Below are 14,928 nucleotides of genomic sequence, written 5' to 3'. Positions count from 1 at the left end.
AATTATTTTTAACGGCACGCTCTGCGTGCCGTTTTTTAACTTAAGTAGTTTTTAATGAGTGAAAGTGTGGATAAATACGCCGACATAAGACCTTACAATGATGATGAAGTAGCTGATTCAGTAGCGCGTTTGATTGCTGATAATGCCTTTGTAGATGTAATCGCTAAGTATAACCTACCGCGCTTTTTATCGAACTTCCCATTTATTACTCGCCCATTAGTGCGCAGTCAGCTGCGTAAAAAGTGGGGCAACACCGCATCGGTTGAGCAAGTTCAGCATGAAGTGGCTGATTATTTAAATAAACTAATCACCCGTACGACTTCAGAAGTGACGTTTTCGGGCATCGATAAACTAGACCCAAAACAAGCTTACTTATTTATCTCTAATCACCGCGATATCGTGCTTGATCCTGCGTTGGTGAATTGGGGCTTGTTCAAGCACAACATGCCGACAGTTCGCATCGCAATTGGTGATAACTTACTGCAAATTCCTTATATCACTGAGTTAATGCGTTTAAACAAAAGCTTTATTGTAAAGCGCTCAGCGAAAGCTCCGAAAGAGATGTTAAAAGCGTTGTCGCAGCTGTCTGCTTATATCTATGACTCACTTGCTGAAGGCCACTCAATTTGGATAGCGCAAAAAGAAGGTCGAGCAAAAGACGGTTTTGATCAAACAGATCCTGCCTTACTTAAAATGTTGCAGTTACAAGGTCGTAAGCAGAAAAAAGAATTTGCTGAGTACGTACGCGAATTAAAAATTGTGCCAGTGTCTATCTCTTATCAATACGAGCCATGCGCGATTGCTAAAGCGAAAGAGCTTTATCATAAACAGCAACATGGTCAGTATGTGAAACAGCAAGGTGAAGATATTGCTAGTATTGTTGAAGGCTTTAGTACAGCTAAAGGGCATGTACATTTAGCGTTTGGCGAACCAATTGAATCGGGCTGCGAATCACCTGAAGAGCTGGCAAAAACCATTGATCAGCAAATTGTTGATTCGTTTTTCTTACACCCTGGTAACTACATAGCGGGTGGTTGTACGCAAGCTGTGATTGACGAAAAAGATGCTGCAGCTTTTAACGAGCGACTAGCAAAAGTGCCAGAGGAGCTAAAACCTTTGGTATTAGCTATGTATGCTAAACCTTTTCATCGTAAAGCAGAACTTGCCACAAGCGAATCTGAGTAAGCGAAACAGATAGTTTAAGAAGCCACTTTATAAAGTGGCTTTTTTTATGGTTAATTTTCAGGCTATACTTTTAATATTACTTATTAACCGGCATTTGTGATGCAACAGATTGAAATATTTGAAATTCCAAGCCCTTGCAAAGGAATATGCCAAGTTAATAATCGAGGCTATTGTAAAGGTTGCTACCGTAGTCGTGATGAGCGTTTTTATTGGAATAAGTTTACCAATGCAGAAAAACGTAAAGTCATTAGCTTATGCCAACAGCGCTATAAACGTTTCCTTCAGAAAAAACAGCAGGCAGAGCTGCAACAAAAAAATCCTGAGCAAGGCGGTTTTGATTTTTAAAATTTACTGAGGTTGTATTTCGATTTTAAAAATTGCACCGTGCCGTTTTCATCAAGCTTTTTAAGTACTTTAGTCAGTTGTGGAATTATCGCTTTATGCCGTTTATGCACAAAGTGAAAGCTCTGCATCGGCATTAAAATCTGTTTATGAAAGGCCGTTTGGTCAAACCCCGGGTGCTTAGTCGACAATAAAAAGTCTAGTAATATTGTCCCTTCAACACGTTTTTGAGTGAGTAAATTAAGCTGCGCGGTGACATTTCTGACCTTGATTACATCACCATCAAATGGATGGTTATCGATATAACTCTGGGCCGCCGGGTAGCTTGACTGAATTGCTAACGATTTAAGATCTTCATATTGGCATTGTCGGCAGTTTTTCAGTAGCACTAGATTAAAATCAAAAAGCGGATAGTCTACTTTCAATAAATTAGGGTAATCATCTTTAACATTGGCAATGCGGCCTAGTTGCCCATCGAGCACACCTTGATTCGCGGCAACCAAGGCATTTTGATGATTAAAGTCGATAATATGGATCTCATAGCCAATTTCTTTGTATGCCATTTTCATTAAATCAATAACATAGCGAGCTTGTGGTGTATCGGCGGGGCGATTAAAGATCAATAAATTAGTGCTGGCACTACTTGAGAAGCAAAAAAACAGCAAAAATAAGGCAAATCTGTGACTCAGATACTTCGACAACGTGCGTTCCTTGCGTACATAAATTGCTCGTTAATTTACTGATATGTGTTTCCAAAATCAAGCTTATCCGAGGGCTTTTTAAGCTAATAAAAGGGATTAAAGCCTGTTAATTTTGTTATACTTGTGAAATCAAAAATTTATTGCTGAGAAAGTATGAGTTTCAATTTATGTAAATTGCCACGAGAGCAAAAATATCAAATTCAATTGGATTACGAAGCGTCTTTTTGGGCTTATCAAATAAAGCGTGGTAAGAACACCCGCGAAGGTGTTTACACTGCAATAAATAATCGCCCTATGTCTGAGCGAGCTTTTCTTAAGCAGCAATTTGAGCATTACCTTTCGCTAATGAGCTAACCATGGCTGCGTTTAGATTTTATTTACTTGAGCCAATTAAAACGCCGTTAGTAAACAAATTTTATGATAAACACAAGGCTCGCGGCCGAGCGACCAAAGCTGACCAAGTATGGGTTGCTTACAAAGAAACAGAAATAATTGCCGCTTGCCGAGTTCAAAACCAAGCTGGGCTGTTATTTTTGTCTACCCTTTATGTTGATGAAGTATGGCGGGGTCAAAAAATTGCCTCACAATTACTTGCGGCTGTCACCGCCGCACAAAAAGGGACAGTTTTTACCTTCGTGTACCAAAATCTGATTGATTTTTATCTACAAAATGGGTTTAACTATGCATTAACATTACCCAATTCTTTGCAATCGTTGTTTGAGGTATATGCGCATCGAAACGTAGTTGCGATGCACTTTACGCGTGACACAGTGCCAAGTTAGCAATTTGGAACGTCAATGACTAAGTTCTTCTCCAGTATAACGTTATTTTTTATTTTGACCTGTGGCTTGTTTAGCCATCCCGCTATCTCGCAGGTAAAACGTTTATCAACCAGTGAAGGCTTATCGCAAAGTTATGTAAACACCATGCTTATCGATAACAGTGGCTACTTGTGGTTATCGACTGAAGGTGGCCTCAATCGCTACGATGGTTATCAGGTGGTTCATATCAAAGGCCCTAATGGTGAGCTTGAAGATGCCATCATTGACCGTATTTACCAAGATCCACAAGGCTATATTTGGATAGCTTCGCTACAAGCGGGTTTATTCCGTTACGATCCCACTTCCGATACTTATCAGCAGTTTATTGCTAAACCAACCACTGAAGAGCAAATATTTATTGAGTCGGTGTTTAGTATGGTGGCTGTTGATGACAAAACACTATGGCTAGGGCGTGGCTGGGATTTTGCCAAACTAGACTTAGAAACGAAAAAAATCACCTCTATTTTTGAAATACCTGAACGTGTAAAAAGCAGTGTTATTCGTGAGCTTTTCGCGTACCAGAGTTATATTTTTATGGGTACCAGTAATGGTGCTTATGTCTATGAGCTGGCATCAGGAAAAGTCCGTAAGCTTGATCATCTGCAAAATGAGCCAACTCATATTTATCAAAACTATGTGAAATCATTCGCTATTATCAATGAACAAACATTGCTAGTGGGTGCTGTAAGAGGCCTTTATCAGGTTGATATTAGCAATTTAAAAGCAATGTTTGATACCCCAGACATCGCCTTTAAAAATAAAACACTCATCAGTGAATTAAATATTTGGAAGATTATTCCTGAGGCTAACTCTATTACGCTTGGCACTGACAAAGGGTTATTCGAATATAACCTTGAAACAGGTGAGTTAGCTAAGAATATGCGCTTAAAAGAAAGTGGTTACACACTAGCTGACACCAGCATTATTGATATTGTGAAAGACCGCTCTGGTGGAATGTGGCTGGCAACCAAAAATGATGGGGCGTTTTATCAGTCATACGATAATTACAATTTTATCAATGTGACAGCCAATTCATTAACAGGCGATGGGCTATCTCATCATTCAATTTGGAGTATTACTGAGTTCCAAAATCGTCTTTGGCTTGCCACCCATAATGGCTTAACAGCGGTTGATTTAGAAACCTACGAAAGTGAAGTGTTTTTAAAAGATTATCAGGTTGACTTGATAACCACTGAGTTTAGTGTTTATCAAGTTATGCCCTATAAAGATAAGTTATGTCTGCATACTAATCGCGGCATTTTAAGCTTTGATCCGAAAACCGGGCAGGCCATGCCTGTCAAAGCGGCAAACCCCGATAATCAGGTTTTAATTAACGATTGGGTGCACGGCATATTGTTGATGCCATCGGGCGATCTTTACTATGTTCACCCTGATTACGGCATGTTTGTTTATAATATTGATAGCCAAAAAGTAACCCGATTAGGCGGTAAATTTGATGAATTTGAGCCGTTTTTAGCCTACGGGTTTTTACCTGCTTTATCTTCAAAGCCTGATGCGCCATTATTTTATAATGCGGGTATTCTTTATCAAGTTGATCCCAAAACTTACGAGCTTTCGACGATTTACAAAGTGCCTGAACAGCATGAAAATGTTGCTGTGAATGTGATGTCTTACATCATAGATAACAACAATGTGTTGTGGTTATCGCTTTCAAACTTTGGCTTAATTGGCTTAGACGCCAGCACCTACGAACATATTTATACCATCGACCTTGAAAAGAATAAGTTAGGTACTTTGTTATACGACATGGTGCTTGATGAAGCAGGCATGATCTGGATGAGTAGCCACAAAGGACTTTGGCGACTGAACCCAGATAATTTACATTTTCAGCAATTTACTGGCTCAGAAGGGTTATTCTCAACCGAGTTTAATAGCGGAGCTTTTACTAAGCTTAAGTCAGGGCAAATTGTCTATGGTACGCTAAAAGGCTTTACCTATTTTTACCCTATGGATAACCACTATCAGCAAGCTTTAATTGATCACGTAAATATTACCAACCTTGATTTGATGTCGCGCGATTTACCCGCTGAGCTAAAGCAGCCAATCGACAGTGTCGTCCTTGAGCATGATGATATAGGCCTTGAAGTTGCCTTTTCGGCGATGGCATTTAACTATCAAGAACGTATCATTTATGAATACCAGCTAGGTGATGGTCAAAAAACTTATACCCGCAATAACAACCGAGTGCTCTTCCCAAAACTTAGTGCAGGAAAATACCACCTTAAGGTATGGGCAAAAGATCCATTAACCGGAGAGTTAACGCCGCCGGCAATTTTAAATATCGAAGTGAAATACCCACCTTGGCGTGCACCTCACTTTATTGTTTTGTATGTAATTTTGGTTGCTCTGTTTGTTGCTGCATGGGTGTTTAGACGTAACCGTATGCAACAAATATTGCTAGCCGCCCATAAAGAAAGTAAAGAGAGTGAAGCACGCTTAAAACTTGCTCTCGAAGGCAGCCATTCTGGAGTGTGGGATTGGTCTTCGCAAAGCCCGATTATTTATCAGCCGCGTCTTAAAAATGAGTTAGGCTATGAAACTGACAGCGTTTATTTAGATGATTATTTAGCAAAGATTCACCCCCATGATAAACAAAATTTCCGGTTAGAGTGGTTAGAGTTTTTATCTACACAAAAAGGCTACTTCAATTGCACCTACAGGCTGCGCCATGCTGATGGCAATTGGCGTTGGTATAAAGACTTTGGCAAAGTGGTTGAGTGGCAAGACAGCGCCCCTGAAAAAGTAGCTGGTACCTACACAAATATGACCCGAGAGCTGGTATTTGAAGAAAATGCCCGTTTGTTTGGTGCGGCATTTGAACAAACTCGCGACTGGGTGTTTATCTTAGATAAAAATCTGCGTATTCGCGCTACCAATAAGTCATTCCAAGATGCCTTTGGTTTTCCTGCAGAGCCTCGCTCTAGCCGTTCGCTCACACTTGGTATGCCTATATCAACTCGTATCCATTACTTACGCATTATGCAAAAGCTTGAATCGGGTGAGCACTTTTCAGCCGAAGATGTTGTTGAAGTTGCTGGCGGTGAAAAGCGCCAAGTATTAATAAAAATAAGTGCGGTTGCAGGCAATAATCGCCAACTTGATAGCTATGTGATTATAGTTACTGATATTAGCGCGCAAAAGCTGGCTGAAAACGAGCTGCATCTACTGGCCAACTACGATGCTTTGACGGGGCTGCCAAATAAAACCTTGTTCAACGACCGAGTCGTTCACGCTATTGAACAAGCTGATTACCATCAAACAAAAGTGGCGTTATTAAACGTTAATATTAAGCGCTTTAAGCACTTTAATGATTCGCTAGGCCGTGAAGAGTCTGATGAATTAATTAAGCGTGTTGCTAAGCGTTTAAAACAGGTGTTGCGTCCACAAGATAGCGTGGCTCGTTTTGATGGTGACGAGTTTGTTATCCTTGCCGAAGATTTTAAACAGCTTGATGAGTTACTGCTGTTATGTGCAAAAGTGATGGATTGTGTCGATACTCATATTGAACTGAGCCAGCAAGCTGTAAAAGTGAATCTGAGTGTTGGGGTTGCTGTTTACCCTGATGATGCAAAGGATACCAAAGCCTTATTAAAAGCCTCTAATGTGGCACTGTACCACGCGAAAAGTCATGTCGAAGGCTGTTATCAGTTCTATAAGCAAGAAATGAACTTACAAGTGCAGCGTACTTTGCATCTTGAATCACAGTTAAGTAAAGCTTACCAAGAACATGAGTTTTGTAATTTTTATCAGCCAATCGTGAGCGCTGAGACTCGCCAAGTGGCGGGGCTTGAAGTGTTGTTACGTTGGCCGAGTAATGATGAATATAAACCAGAAGACTTTGCAAATGCAGCAGAAAGCTCCGGGCTCATTACCAAAATTATGCTGCAGACTCTATCAAGAGCATTGATTGAGCTGCGCCAATGGCGTACCACGCATCCTGATTTATATATTTCTATTAATCTCTCAGCTCTTGATTTTGAAAGCGAAAATCTGGTTGAGAAAATACATCAATCAATAAGCGCAATTAAAGTTCCTGCGAGCGCGTTAGTGTTTGAGATCACCGAATCAGTGATGATGCATGACTCAGATAAAGCGCAGCAAAGTATGGAAAAACTCAAAGCCCTAGGCTGTCGTATTTATATGGATGACTTTGGAACGGGTTATGCGTCACTGACCTATTTGAAATGTTTTCCGGTTGATGTGCTTAAAATAGACAAAAGCTTTGTTAATGACATTGGTATTGATAAAGGTGATGAAGCGATTATCAATTCAACGCTTACTCTGGCAAAAAGTTTGGGTAAAGAGTGTGTAGCAGAAGGAGTTGAAAACCGCACGCAATTGCAGTTCTTACGCTCTTTAGGCTGTGAGTATTTCCAAGGTTACCTGTTTAGCAAACCTGTAGCGGGTGATGAAGTGAAAGCGCTTTTAGATACCCAGTGGGATAATGAATTTTTAGGGTAAAGCCAAAGCTTTACCCTTTTCGTTAATCTTGGCGTTTACCACAGTGGCGGCAATACAGATTGCGATTGCGGTTTCTAAGCTCGTTATGAATCGCTTTATTCGCCTCTTGCTGACTTAAACCCAGTTTATACCGTAAGTTTTCTAAGTGTTCTTCTTCAACAGGCGATAAGTGCCCATCTTCAACGGCTTCGTGGACTGCGTCGGTAAACACTTGTCTGCGTTTACGTAACTGCTCAGAAAAGCTTGAGGCCAACAAACCAGTTGGAATAGCCACCATGCCCATACTCACTAGTGTTATAGCACCACCAAATAAGCGGCCAAGGGGAGTCACAGGTACGACATCGCCATAACCAACGGTTGTTAATGTCACCATTGCCCACCACATTGCAGCAGGGATAGAACCAAATTTATCTGGCTGCACATCATGTTCAATTAAGTAGATACCGCATGAAGCAATGATCAGCACTACGGCCATAATAAAAAATGCCGCAAGTAGTGAGCTGCTTTCTTCTTTGAATGAGTTTAATAGTAGCTGCATCGCCCTTGAATAGCGCGTCAGCTTAAAGATACGCATTAATCTAAGCACTCGTAAGAAGCGTAAATCAACACTCACAAAGACCATCAGAATGGTGGGTAAAATCGCGATGAGATCAATCAGCGCCAACGGCGAAAAGAAATATTTAATGCGAATTTTTGAGTTTGTTAACGGGCTTTCTTTATGCACGCTTTTATCTACACAAGACCAAAGCCTGAGCACATATTCTAAGGTGAAGATACCGACAGAAATCAGCTCAATCATTAAAAATTCGTGATGATATTGCTTTGCTAAAGGGGCAACTGACTCCAACACAATCGCCACCACATTAATCATGATCAACGACATTAAAAACACGTCGAGAGCGCGTCCTATACGTCGATATTTACCGTTACCTTCAAAAACTCGTGCAGTGTAATTTCTTAAACGATGCAAAATAATGATCCAGTTTTAGTTAAGTTTTAGCACCATATTAATGCTGCCTTCTTCAAAGTCGCGGGTGATCTTAAACCCGAGTTTTCGTGCCAGTTCAATCATGCCGGTGTTTTCTGGCAAGGTAATACCAGCAATTTGTTTTACGCCTTGGTTCTTGCAATGCTCAATCGCCGCATTCATTAATATTGTGCCAAGTCCTAAACCTTGGCAATCAGAGCGCACCACAATTGCAAACTCAGCATCGAGTTTGTCTGGATCCATAAGTACACGAGACACCCCTAATGTACAGGCTGAGCCATTTTGCTCTTGGCTAACAATAAACGCCATTTCTCGGTCATAATCAATTTGCGTCATTTTCGCGAGCTGATCATGGTTAAATTGCGGTAATTCACCGAAAAAACGCTTATATCTGTCTTCTTTACTTAATGATTGATCAAACTCTAAGTGAGCTTGCTCATCTTCTGGTTTAATTGGCCTTAGCTGTGCTTGGGTATTGTTTTTAAGTGTTACTTCTTTAACCAATTCAATCGGGTAGGGGCGAATGCACAAGCGTTTACGGTTCGCTTTTGCTTTATAACGGCTAAGGCCGATAGTCGCATCAAGGACCAAAAACTGCCCGTTGCTGGCTAAAATAGGGTTTAACTCAACACTGGTAATGTCAGGTTGGTCGATAACAAGCTGCGAGATACGGGTGAGTAGGGCACATAAACGGTATTTATCGACTTTTTCTGGTAGTACGCGATCTTTAAGTACGCCTTTATCGTGCGCCGCAGCAATCAGGTATTTTGCCAAGTTCATATTCAGTGGTGGTAGTGCCACTGCAGCTTGAGCGAATTCAAGTCCGGTGCCTGCTTCACCAAGTAAGATCACCGGGCCAAAGTTGGGCTCTGTTTTAATAGCTATTCGTAGCTCATTAGCACCTGCTCGCGGCGCCATCTTTTGCAATGAAAAGCCTTCAATATGGGCGTCAGGGTAGGTGTTTTTGATTCGTAGCAGCATGGCAAAGGCTGTTTGCTCAACTTCTTGCGCATCATTTAAATTAAGGACCACACCACCGACTTCTGATTTAGAAGGAATACTTGGGCTAATTAGTTTTAACGCTACCGGAAAGCCCAGCTCAATGGCTTGCTCTTTGGCTTCTGTTGGTGTGTAAGCAACCTCAGTTTGAATACAATCAATACCATAATGAGTGAGTATTTGGCTTGCTTCATGGGTTGATAAATAGCTTTGCTCTTCGGCTAAAAACTCATTTACGACTGTGCGTGCTGCGTCTTTATTTATTTTTGCATCATCGGTGTTTGATTCTGGCGTTTGCGTTAAATGCTTTTGGTTACGGCGATAACTTACCAAGTGCATAAACGCACCAACCGCACCTTCAGGTGTACGGTAGGTCGGAATGGCATTATTAGCGCAGACCTTTCGCGCAGCATACGCGGCATCTTCACCCATAAAGTTTGTCATAACATAAGGGCGAGCCATCTTCGGGATTTTTTCTAAGGTTTCGACAATAATCTCAGCATAGTCTTCACTCGGTGCAAGCGCAGAAGGGGTATGAATGATCAGCAGGTTTTTAACTTCTTTGGCTTGCAGCAAGATTTCTAAGGCTTGTTGATATCGCCTCGGTGCTGAGTCACCAAAAATATCCACCGGATTCGAGGTCATTTCTGATTGTGGGATCACTTTATTCAGCGCTGCTCTGGTCTCGTCGCTAAGCTCTGCCAGTTTCCCTGAGCTTTGCAAAAGCGTATCAACCGCCATGACACCTGGGCCGCCGCCATTGGTTAAAATAGTCAGCTGTTCGACTTTAAGTAGTTTGGGGTGCATTGCCAGTGTTTGTGTCGCAGCAAAAAGCTCTCGTAAGTCATTTACCCTTAGCATACCCGCTCGCTGGAATAGCGCATCATAGACCGCATCAGAGCTTTGTTTGCCACCTGTGTGTATTTCTGCAGCAAGGGCTCCGGCACTGGTTTTACCGGTTTTAATGGCAATGACGGGTTTGCTAAATGCAGCGGCTCGCGCTGCAGAAATAAAGCTGCGAATATCTTCTATATTATCGATATACAACAAAATAGCCTTGGTTTTTGCATCTCGACCTAAAAAGTCGAGTAATTCATCAAAGTCGATATCAAGGCAATCACCCACAGACACAAAATATGAAAAACCAATCTCTTTGTTCTTCGCCCAATCAAGAATGGTTGAGCAAACCGCCGCTGATTGCGATACAAAGGCGAGCTTTCCGGGGCTTGCAACTGTATGCGAAAAACTAGCATTTAAGCCTATGTGAGGAATAAGTAAGCCCAAACAATTAGGCCCAAGTAAAGAGACATTTGCCTCAGCAGCTGCTTCTTTTAATGCGTACTTTTGGTCGGCGTTTAAGCCCGCCGCAATCACCACTGCATGTTTACAGCCAAGCTCCCCAAGCTCGTTAATGATGTTGATTAAGGTGTTTTTATTAGTACAAATAACCGCAAGGTCAGGTACTTTTGGAAGTGCAGCAATGCTCGGATAGGCTAGTACGCCGTGTACAGCGCTGTGATTTAAACTAACAGGCATGATTGGGCCTTTAAAACCCCCTTGTAAAAGGTTGCGCATAACCACAAAGCCCGCTCGGTTAGGGGAATTTGAGGCGCCAATGACCGCGACTGATTTAGGGTTAAAAAATTGGCTAATACGTTTAACGCTCATGCTGTTTCCTTCGCTTGCGCTGTTTGTTAAAACTTCAGGGTCTGTTAAGTTTAATACACCCAAACTAGAACCGACACGCTTCTAAAGTATTAAAAGTTATACTCATAAGATAACCTGTTTATAACTACTTTTCGAGTCAAAAACAGTGACCTACATCAAGGAGAAAAGCATGAATAAAGCGCAACCATTTAATATCGTTATTGCAGCGTGTGCATTGGCGGTTGGTTTGCTCGGATTAGGTTTTATTTTGAAAAGTGCAGCCCTTGATGTGAAAGGCATGGAGCGCACTGTTCACGTTAAAGGGTTAGCTGAAATGGAAGTGCCAGCAGACACTGTTATATGGCCGTTACAGTTTTCTGATGCCGATAACAACCTTGAAAAATTAGTGGGTCGGGTTGAAGAAAAAAGCGATGCAGTCGTCGCCTTTTTAAAGCTGCATGGCTTTAGTGATGAAGAAATCAGCCTTGGTAGTCAGTCAATTATTGATAAACAAGCCCGTGAGTATGGCGGCGAGAATCAGCAGTTTCGTTATATTGCCCGTAATAATGTCATTGTTTATTCAAATGACATCGAAAAAGTGCAACATGCGTTAGGCGCAGTAAGCCAATTAGCCAAGCAAGGCATTGCGATAGTACAAGACAATTACGAAACGCGTATTCAATATTTATTTAATGGCTTAAATGAAATTAAGCCAAATATGATTCAAGAAGCAACCGAAAAAGCCCGTGAAGTGGCAATGAAATTTGCCAAAGATTCACAGTCTAAATTAGGTAAAATTAAAACAGCCCGTCAGGGGCAGTTTTCAATTTCTGATAGAGATTCAAACACACCTCAGCTGAAAAAAGTGCGTGTTGTTACCAGTGTTGAATATTATCTATCTGACTAAACCCAATACCACAGATAAAGGCAGCCGCATGCGTGTACATACAATCACCATGCGGCAAAGCGCACCGAGCATAAAGCCACCACTAAATGCCACAGCCACCCCCAATAAGCCAAACTGATCTTTTAACAGTATTGCCATTAAAACCGTGACACTGGTTGCGCCAAGCAATACGTACAAATTAATAAGCGGGTTTCCTTTTAACTTGATTGAGCGCGTTTAGTAACTGCGCTGTTGGCACTTGCAAATAGGCCGCGCACAGTAGAACTTTACTGTCGCTACTCGTTGGTTGATTGGCACCATAAAATTGCTTAAGGGTATGTATTAAGGCGCTGACTGCGCTAGGGCTATGGCTTTGGTCGACTTCCATCATAGCTAATAACGCAGAGAACTCATGTTTGGCTAGCATTTGGGTCGTACTATTTTGCGCTATAAAGCAACCAATAGGAGTGAGCTGCTGTTTATTTAATGTTTTTAACGCTTTGCCTAAGCTTTCGTTGCTTTCAAATAACATTAACGAACGCAAGTAATTAAAGGGTAGGTTATCAACCTGACATTGCGTAAATAAATGATGTAGTAAGGTATTGCCCTGATTGTCTGTTACACAAAAAGCATTTTGAAACTTAAGACCAGGCGTGAAAAAGCTCAGTTTATCGATATCATCAATTAAGGCTACAGCTTCACTTGGCAGCGGGCATGCTTCGAGTAAATGCGCTGCCACATTTTGTAAAAACAAGTATTTAACTTCACTACTGCACGCTAATTGATAAATGTGCTGTAATTGTGCCGCTTGCAAAACTCCCGATAAACTTTGGTAATCGGCAATGAGTTCTTTTAACTGATGAAGTTGAAGCCGGCTGTTCAATTGCTCAATCGCGCTTTGCATGGAGATACTCGTTTTTTATTATTTATACATTTATAGCTCAACTAGTTGTTTAAATAAATAAAAAAGGCCGCTTAGCGGCCTTTTTCAAGTCTTTATTGATTATGCTGCTTGTTTCTTAGCAACCCATTGGTCAACAAACTTCTCTAGTACATTTAATGGTACTGCACCATTTTTAAGTACTACATCGTGGAATTCACGAATATCGAATTTATCGCCTAGTTTTTCTTTAGCCGCTTCACGAAGCTCTAAAATTTTCAGCATGCCCACTTTGTATGCCGTTGCTTGTGAAGGCATTACAATGTGACGTTCAACCATTTTAACGCCATCAGACGTCGCATTTGGTGTGTTATTTACGTAGTAGTCGATACCTTCTTGACGTGTCCACTTCATAGCGTGGATACCTGTATCTACTACTAGGCGACATGCACGCCATAATTCCATCGCAAGACGACCAAAATCTGAGTAAGGGTCTTCGTATAAGCCCATTTCTTTTGGTACTAGCTCTGAGTATAAACCCCAGCCTTCAACATACGCTGTGTAGCCGCCAAACTTACGGAACTTAGGTACATCTTCAAGCTCTTGCGCGATAGCAATTTGCATGTGGTGACCCGGAATACCTTCGTGGTACGCAAGTGCTTCCATTTGGTATGTTGGCATTGCTTCCATGTCGTAAAGGTTTGCGTAATAAATGCCTGGGCGTGAGCCATCTGGTGCAGGTTGTTGGTAGAACGCTTTACCTGCAGCTTTTTCACGGAATGCTTCAACAGCTTTCACTTTAAGGTCAGCTTTTGGCTTAACAATGAATAGCTCGTCTAGACGAGATTTCATGTTATCGATAAGAGCTGTTGCCTCATCAAGATAACGTTGTTTACCTTCAGCCGTGTTAGGGTAGTAGAACTGCTTATCAGTTTTCATGAATTCCATGAATGCTTTAAGGTCACCTTTAAAGCCTACTTTGTCCTTAATTTCACGCATTTCGTCGTGAATACGCGCGACTTCAGCTAAACCAATTGTGTGGATTTCTTTTGCTGTTAAATCAGTCGTTGTGGTACGTGCTAAAGCATTATTGTAGAACGCTTCACCGTCAGGGAATTTCCAAGCACCATCGCGGTCATCAGCGCGTTTTTCTAACTGAGCTAAGAAGTTAATTAGCTTAGTGTAAGAAGGCTTTACTGCTGCTTTTAGGGCTTTTTCAGCATCGCTGATAAGTGCTGATTTTTCGCTATCGGCAATCTCTAACGCATTAACTTTACGTTTAAAGTCAGCTAGTAACGTTGAGTCTTCACCGTCATGGAATGGGGCGCCGCGTAAGATATTATTGCTTGAATCAATCACGTGTGGAAAAACAAACTTAGGCGCGATAATGCCTTTATCTGCACGTACTTCAAGGTCTGTGATTAGCTGATCAATAACCGTTGTAACACCATTTAAACGTGAGATATACGCTTTAGCATCAGATACATCGGCAATTTGATGTTGATTGATTAAAAACGCAGGGATCATCGAGTGAACACCAAACATTTGGTTCACAGGGTAGTTGTAATGACGCCATTTGAAATCAGCAATTTCGTTTTCTAAATCTTGCTTTTTAAGGTCGTAGCTTACTTTTGTTGCGTCATCTAATAGGTCGCGGTTAATTGCGTTAAGCGCAACTAGGTCAGCTTTAGTTTGTTCAAAGTCTTCTAAAACGCGCTCTTCGCTGCCATCGTCCCATTTGTCGTAATCTTTTTTGATGCCCATGTATGTTTGATAGATAGGGCTTTTCATTACATCACGGTTAAAAGTATCTTCGAAGAAGGCATTAGCTTTATCGATTTCACTTTGTACAGGTTGGCTTTGTACACTAGGTGCAGGCTTCGGTTGCTCTTGCATTTGTTGGCAGCCGCCAAGTAATGCAACACTTACCGCCGCAGCGATGAAGGTCAGTTTACGCATTATCGTTCCTTTGTAGTTGTTAGAAATTTAATTATAAT

General features: G+C 41.4%; 12 protein-coding genes. 6 read left to right on the top strand and 6 right to left on the bottom strand.

Going from position 1 to position 14,928, the window contains the following annotated elements; translation table 11 throughout:
• The first annotated feature begins 54 nt into the window (after window positions 1–54).
• On the top strand, window positions 55–1,185 hold the full coding sequence (locus ABMY41_RS04755; protein ID WP_054562756.1) for a 1-acyl-sn-glycerol-3-phosphate acyltransferase: 1,131 nt from the start codon (window positions 55–57) through the stop codon (window positions 1,183–1,185).
• Window positions 1,186–1,284: 99 nt separating this feature from the next.
• Entirely contained in the window at window positions 1,285–1,530 is a 246-nt protein-coding gene (locus tag ABMY41_RS04750) for a DUF1289 domain-containing protein (protein WP_175078657.1), read from the top strand.
• Here the strand turns inward: ABMY41_RS04750 and ABMY41_RS04745 are convergent.
• Window positions 1,527–2,228 carry a transporter substrate-binding domain-containing protein gene (locus ABMY41_RS04745; RefSeq protein ID WP_287245369.1) on the bottom strand — a complete coding sequence of 234 codons (702 nt, stop codon included), beginning with the start codon at window positions 2,226–2,228 and terminating at the stop codon, window positions 1,527–1,529. The two genes, ABMY41_RS04750 and ABMY41_RS04745, sit on opposite strands and share 4 nt — an antisense overlap.
• Before the next feature lie 153 nt (window positions 2,229–2,381).
• On the opposite strand from ABMY41_RS04745, the gene ABMY41_RS04740 reads away from it, so the two are divergent.
• Genes ABMY41_RS04740 through ABMY41_RS04730 form a run of 3 tightly spaced genes read left to right on the top strand, consistent with a single transcriptional unit; the run spans window position 2,382 to window position 7,531 of the window.
• A complete protein-coding gene (locus ABMY41_RS04740; RefSeq protein ID WP_349274252.1) occupies window positions 2,382–2,582 on the top strand; it encodes a DUF3283 family protein in 201 nt (66 codons plus the stop codon).
• Between the two features lie 2 nt (window positions 2,583–2,584).
• Window positions 2,585–3,010, top strand: a complete 426-nt coding sequence (locus tag ABMY41_RS04735; RefSeq protein ID WP_349274251.1) for a GNAT family N-acetyltransferase — start codon at window positions 2,585–2,587, stop codon at window positions 3,008–3,010.
• 15 nt (window positions 3,011–3,025) lie between these two features.
• Window positions 3,026–7,531: an EAL domain-containing protein gene (locus tag ABMY41_RS04730; protein ID WP_349274250.1), complete on the top strand. Its 4,506-nt coding sequence runs from the start codon at window positions 3,026–3,028 to the stop codon at window positions 7,529–7,531.
• A gap of 22 nt (window positions 7,532–7,553) precedes the next feature.
• On the opposite strand, the gene ABMY41_RS04725 is transcribed toward ABMY41_RS04730, so the two are convergent.
• Together ABMY41_RS04725 and ABMY41_RS04720 are read right to left on the bottom strand one after the other, a co-directional pair.
• Window positions 7,554–8,507, bottom strand: a complete 954-nt coding sequence (locus ABMY41_RS04725) for an ion transporter (protein WP_349274289.1) — start codon at window positions 8,505–8,507, stop codon at window positions 7,554–7,556.
• Between the two features lie 9 nt (window positions 8,508–8,516).
• Window positions 8,517–11,186, bottom strand: a complete 2,670-nt coding sequence (locus tag ABMY41_RS04720; RefSeq protein ID WP_274167466.1) for a bifunctional acetate--CoA ligase family protein/GNAT family N-acetyltransferase — start codon at window positions 11,184–11,186, stop codon at window positions 8,517–8,519.
• A 169-nt stretch (window positions 11,187–11,355) separates the two neighbouring features.
• On the opposite strand from ABMY41_RS04720, the gene ABMY41_RS04715 reads away from it, so the two are divergent.
• The gene (locus tag ABMY41_RS04715) at window positions 11,356–12,072 is read left to right on the top strand and encodes an SIMPL domain-containing protein (protein WP_054562750.1); all 717 of its coding nucleotides are present in this window, start codon (window positions 11,356–11,358) and stop codon (window positions 12,070–12,072) included.
• On the opposite strand, the gene ABMY41_RS04710 is transcribed toward ABMY41_RS04715, so the two are convergent.
• From ABMY41_RS04710 to ABMY41_RS04700, 3 genes are all read right to left on the bottom strand, one after another.
• Window positions 12,061–12,249: a hypothetical protein gene (locus tag ABMY41_RS04710; RefSeq protein WP_349274249.1), complete on the bottom strand. Its 189-nt coding sequence runs from the start codon at window positions 12,247–12,249 to the stop codon at window positions 12,061–12,063. The two genes, ABMY41_RS04715 and ABMY41_RS04710, sit on opposite strands and share 12 nt — an antisense overlap.
• A gap of 1 nt (window position 12,250) precedes the next feature.
• Entirely contained in the window at window positions 12,251–12,955 is a 705-nt protein-coding gene (locus ABMY41_RS04705) for a hypothetical protein (RefSeq protein ID WP_349274248.1), read from the bottom strand.
• Between the two features lie 99 nt (window positions 12,956–13,054).
• Complete coding sequence (locus tag ABMY41_RS04700) at window positions 13,055–14,890, bottom strand: DUF885 family protein (protein WP_349274247.1); 1,836 nt, start codon at window positions 14,888–14,890, stop codon at window positions 13,055–13,057.
• Between the last annotated feature and the right edge of the window lie 38 nt (window positions 14,891–14,928).

Origin of the sequence: Pseudoalteromonas sp. BZA4 (genome assembly GCF_040104395.1) — a bacterium.
Classification (GTDB): domain Bacteria; phylum Pseudomonadota; class Gammaproteobacteria; order Enterobacterales; family Alteromonadaceae; genus Pseudoalteromonas.
The sequence above is the reverse complement of the archived record's forward strand: the minus strand, read 5'-3'. Positions and strand labels throughout refer to the sequence as shown.